Annotated in this window: 4 protein-coding genes; 2 read left to right on the forward strand and 2 right to left on the reverse strand. The window is 67.4% G+C overall.

The features are described from left to right. Window positions 1–73: 73 nt before the first annotated feature. Together C5N14_RS29970 and C5N14_RS29975 are read right to left on the reverse strand one after the other, a co-directional pair. On the reverse strand, window positions 74–724 hold the full coding sequence (locus C5N14_RS29970; RefSeq protein WP_117673042.1) for a CatB-related O-acetyltransferase: 651 nt from the start codon (window positions 722–724) through the stop codon (window positions 74–76). A 150-nt stretch (window positions 725–874) separates the two neighbouring features. Beyond that, window positions 875–1,471: a helix-turn-helix domain-containing protein gene (locus C5N14_RS29975; protein ID WP_117673044.1), complete on the reverse strand. Its 597-nt coding sequence runs from the start codon at window positions 1,469–1,471 to the stop codon at window positions 875–877. Window positions 1,472–1,561: 90 nt separating this feature from the next. Here C5N14_RS29975 and C5N14_RS29980 point away from each other — a divergent pair, with 90 nt between their 5' ends. Next, on the forward strand, window positions 1,562–2,521 hold the full coding sequence (locus tag C5N14_RS29980) for an NAD(P)/FAD-dependent oxidoreductase (RefSeq protein WP_117673046.1): 960 nt from the start codon (window positions 1,562–1,564) through the stop codon (window positions 2,519–2,521). A gap of 249 nt (window positions 2,522–2,770) precedes the next feature. Next, entirely contained in the window at window positions 2,771–3,703 is a 933-nt protein-coding gene (locus C5N14_RS29985; RefSeq protein ID WP_165878288.1) for an NAD(P)-dependent oxidoreductase, read from the forward strand. Window positions 3,704–3,977: the final 274 nt, after the last annotated feature.

A 3,977-nucleotide genomic window follows, 5' to 3' on the forward strand; every position in this document is an offset into this window, starting at 1 on the left:
GAGCAACGCAACAAACCCCCTCATGACCCTGCTGGACGGGCGCAGGACCGCTTCGACGGGCGGAATGAGATTGTCATGGGCTTGTGTCGCTGATGCTGGCAATGTCGGCGGGGGTGCCGCCCATGATGGTGGCGGCGTGCTCGGTAATGAGGTCGATCGGCCAGTCCCACCAGCGTGCTGCCAGGAGAAGGGCAACGTCCTCATCGGCGAAGCGGGTACGGATGTGCCGCGCGGGGTTGCCCGCAACGATCGCGTACGGTGCGACGTCCTTGGTCACGACGGCATGCGCGGCGACGATGGCACCGTCACCGATGGACACCCCGGGCATGATGGTGGCCTGCCGTCCGATCCACACGTCGTTGCCAATGCGCGTGTCGGGCAATGGTGGGATCGAAAGGTAGGTGTCGAGGGTCCGGTCGGTCCACTCGCCTCCGAACATCGTGAATGGATAGGTGGACGGCCCGATCATCGGATGGTTGCCGGCGGGCATGAGAATCGTGACGCCAGGGCCGATGGCGCTGAACCGGCCGATGACCAAACGCTGCGGGCCGTAGTTGTACAGGACGTTGGCGGTCTCGAACGGCACGCCGGTGCCTTCGTCGTCGTAGTAGGCGTACTCGCCGACCTCGATGAACTCGGACGTCACCTGGTTCGCCAGGAACACCACGTTGGTCAGGTCAGGACGCGTCGAGGGGTGCAACTGAGACGGATCTGGCACGGGCATCGTTCCTTCCTATCGTATGCAGAGGGTGATCGGGCTGTCGGGGTCAGGTCCGGAGGACCGGTCACCGCGGAGATCCCCGTCGCGGACGTCCGCCGCTGGCTTGCCACCTCCGCATCGCAGTGGTGACGGCAACTCGGCGGGTTGCGCGTGTCAGAGCTTGCCGTGGCGGGAACGGGGTGCGACGCGGACGTGGATGCGTTCGCCTTGGCGGCCGAAGAGGTTGAGGATTTCGACGGGGCTGGCGCCGGCGGGGCCGAACCAGTGGGGAAGGCGGGTGTCGAACTCGGCGGCCTCGCCCGGCTCCATGATCAGGTCGTGGTCGGCCACGATGAGCCGCATCTGCCCGGACAGGACGTACACCCACTCATAGCCCTCGTGGGTGCACAGGTCCGGTTCGTTCTGGTCGGCGGGGATGATCGCTTTCCAGGCTTGCAGGGCCCCGGGCTGGCGGGTCAGCGGGATCACCGTGCGGCCGTTGCGGGATCGGGGCGTGAGGCGGATGCGAGGGTCGCCGACCTCGGGGGCGCCGACCAACTCGTCGAGCGGCACCTGGTGGGCCTGGGCCAGCGGCAGCAGGAGTTCGAGGCTGGGGCGGCGCTGGCCGGTTTCCAGGCGGGACAGGGTGCTCTTGGAGATGCCGGTGGCCTCGGCGAGGGCGGCCAGGGTGACGCCGCGCTGGGTGCGTAGGTGTTTGAGGCGGGGGCCGACCTCGGTGAGGGCTCGGGCGATCGCGGGTGGAGGTTCCATACCCTCATTCCACCTCGGCTGTCCCGGAAACGGCAACATAAGTTGTCACTCGCAGGTGGTGGTCGCAACCTTGGGGCGGAGGTGATCGCCATGAGCGATACGAAGAACGCAGTGATTGATTCCGTGTACGACGTGGTGGTGGTCGGCGCGGGTGCGGCCGGGCTGAACGCGGCGCTGGTGCTGGCCCGGGCACGCCGCCGGGTGGCGGTGGTGGACGCCGGAACCCCGCGCAATGCCCCGGCCGCGCACATGCAGGGCTTTCTCTCCCGGGATGGGATGCCCCCGGCATCCCTGCTCGAGGTGGGCCGGGCCGAGGTGACCGGGTACGGCGTGACGCTGTTCGAAGGCCGGGTGGATCACATCGACCACGGCTTCTTCGTGCACCTGGCCGGCGGCCCGGCGCTGAAGGCCCGCCGGGTGCTGGTGGCCACCGGGCTGCGCGACGAACTGCCCGAGATCCCCGGCATGCGCGAGCGGTGGGGCAAGGACCTGCTGCACTGCCCGTACTGCCACGGCTACGAAGTCCGTGACCAGCCGATCGGGGTGCTCGGCACCCACCCGAACGCCGTGCACCATGCCCTACTGCTGAGGCAGTGGTCAGATGACGTCGTCTTCTTCCCACACACCCTCGACCTCACCGGCGACGATCGCGAACGGCTGACCGCCCGCGACGTGCACGTCGCCGACGGCGTGATCAAGCAACTGGTGGTCGACGACGACCGGCTGCGCGGGGTCGAACTGACCGAAGGTCACGTAGTGCCCCGCAACGCGGTGTTCGTCTTCCCACGCATGCTGCCCCACGACGCCCTACTGACCGGCCTGGGCTGCGAGAAGGACGAGAACGACTGGGTGACCACCGACCGTTCGGGCCGAACCAGCGTGTCCGGGGTATGGGCGGCCGGCAACGTCACCGATCCACGCGCGCAGGTCATCACCGCAGCCGGCATGGGATCGGCAGCCGCGATCGCCATCAACCACGACCTGGTGGACGAGGACGTGCGACGGGCCGTCGAAAACCATCGCACAGCGGACGCGGCCTCCTCGCAGTAGATCGCCGAAACAACCTGCCCTGAAGGACTCTCGACCATGCCCACAGTCTGGAGACGGCCATTTCCTCACCGGAGCGAGTGCGTGAATGGAGAGGCCGGCCGCAGCGCGCGGCCCCTAGCGACCTTCGGTCGCCAGGGGCAACGACCTGGCGGACCGGGCGGCCGAGGAGGGCCGCCACGGCCCGGTGGTGAACCTGTTTCCTGTAACAGCCTGGGCAGAGCGCTATCCCGTTACAGTAAGGAGACGACAGTGCGTATTTTCGTCGCGGGGGGAACAGGGGTCTTGGGTCGGCCCCTCGTCGAGGCGCTGGCGGACCGGGGCCACGAGGTCACGGCCAGCACCCACCGGACCGAGAACCTCTCGCTCATAGAGTCACTCGGGGCGCGGCCGGCATTGATGGACGGCCTTGACGATGCTGCGGTGCGTCAGGCGATCCTCGAGACCGAACCGGAGGTGATCATCAACCAGATCACGGCGCTCTCCACGCCGTCTCGTGACTACGCTACGTGGCTGGCAGTGACCAACCGGCTGCGGAGCGAGGGCGCGAAGACGCTGATGGCGGCGGCTCGCGAAGTCGGCACCCGTCGGGTTGTTGCGCAGAGCGCCAGCTTCATGACCCAGCCGGTCGGATCAGGCCCCACGGACGAGTCGTCACCCCTGTACCTGGAAGCCCCGGAGCCGATCCGAAGCCACATACAGGCGAACATCGCGGCCGAAACGCTGGTGTTGGGCACGCCGGGGATCGAAGGCGTCGTCCTTCGATACGGTTTTCTCTACGGTGAAGGCACCGCGATCGGGCCGGGTGGAGAATGGGCAACAGGGGTCAAGTCAGGCAACTTGCCGATTGTCGGCGAGGGCGCCGGCCGGTATCCGTTTGTTCACGTCCGCGACGCAGTGTCGGCCACCGTGCAAGCGGTCAACAGGGGAAACCCCGGCATCTACAACGTCGTGGGCGACGAGCCCGCCCCCCAGGCTAAGTGGCTGCCGTACCTGGCCGAAATCCTGGACGCCCCGCCGCCGCGGCGCGTATCTGAGGAGGAGGCCGAGCAACAGATCGGCGTTCAAGCCGTGTACTACGGCACCCAACTCCGAGCGGCCAGCAACGCCAAGGCCAAGTCTGAGCTGGGGCTGACCCTGGAGTACCCGTCATGGCGGGAGGGATTCCGAGAGCTGTTCGTTTGATCGCCCCGAGGGGTGAGCCGACCACCGGCTGGGTGTACTCGTCAATGACATTGAGGAACCGGACCTGCCGACCCTCAACGGTGACGTCGACCTGGAAATCGAGCGCCCACATCTGATCCGGCCGCGTCGCGTGTAGGCGTTGATGCCGCGCCGAGCCGATCCGGCGTTTCTTGCGCACCCGCGCGCACCCGGCCTGAACCACCCAAAACCGCGAGTCACCAAACCCAGGGCAGTCCCATCTGTGAGAGGACCACCTGGGTTTGTTGCGGTGCCC

The sequence above is a fragment of the Micromonospora sp. MW-13 genome (assembly GCF_003434305.1).
In the GTDB taxonomy this organism is placed as follows: domain Bacteria; phylum Actinomycetota; class Actinomycetes; order Mycobacteriales; family Micromonosporaceae; genus Micromonospora.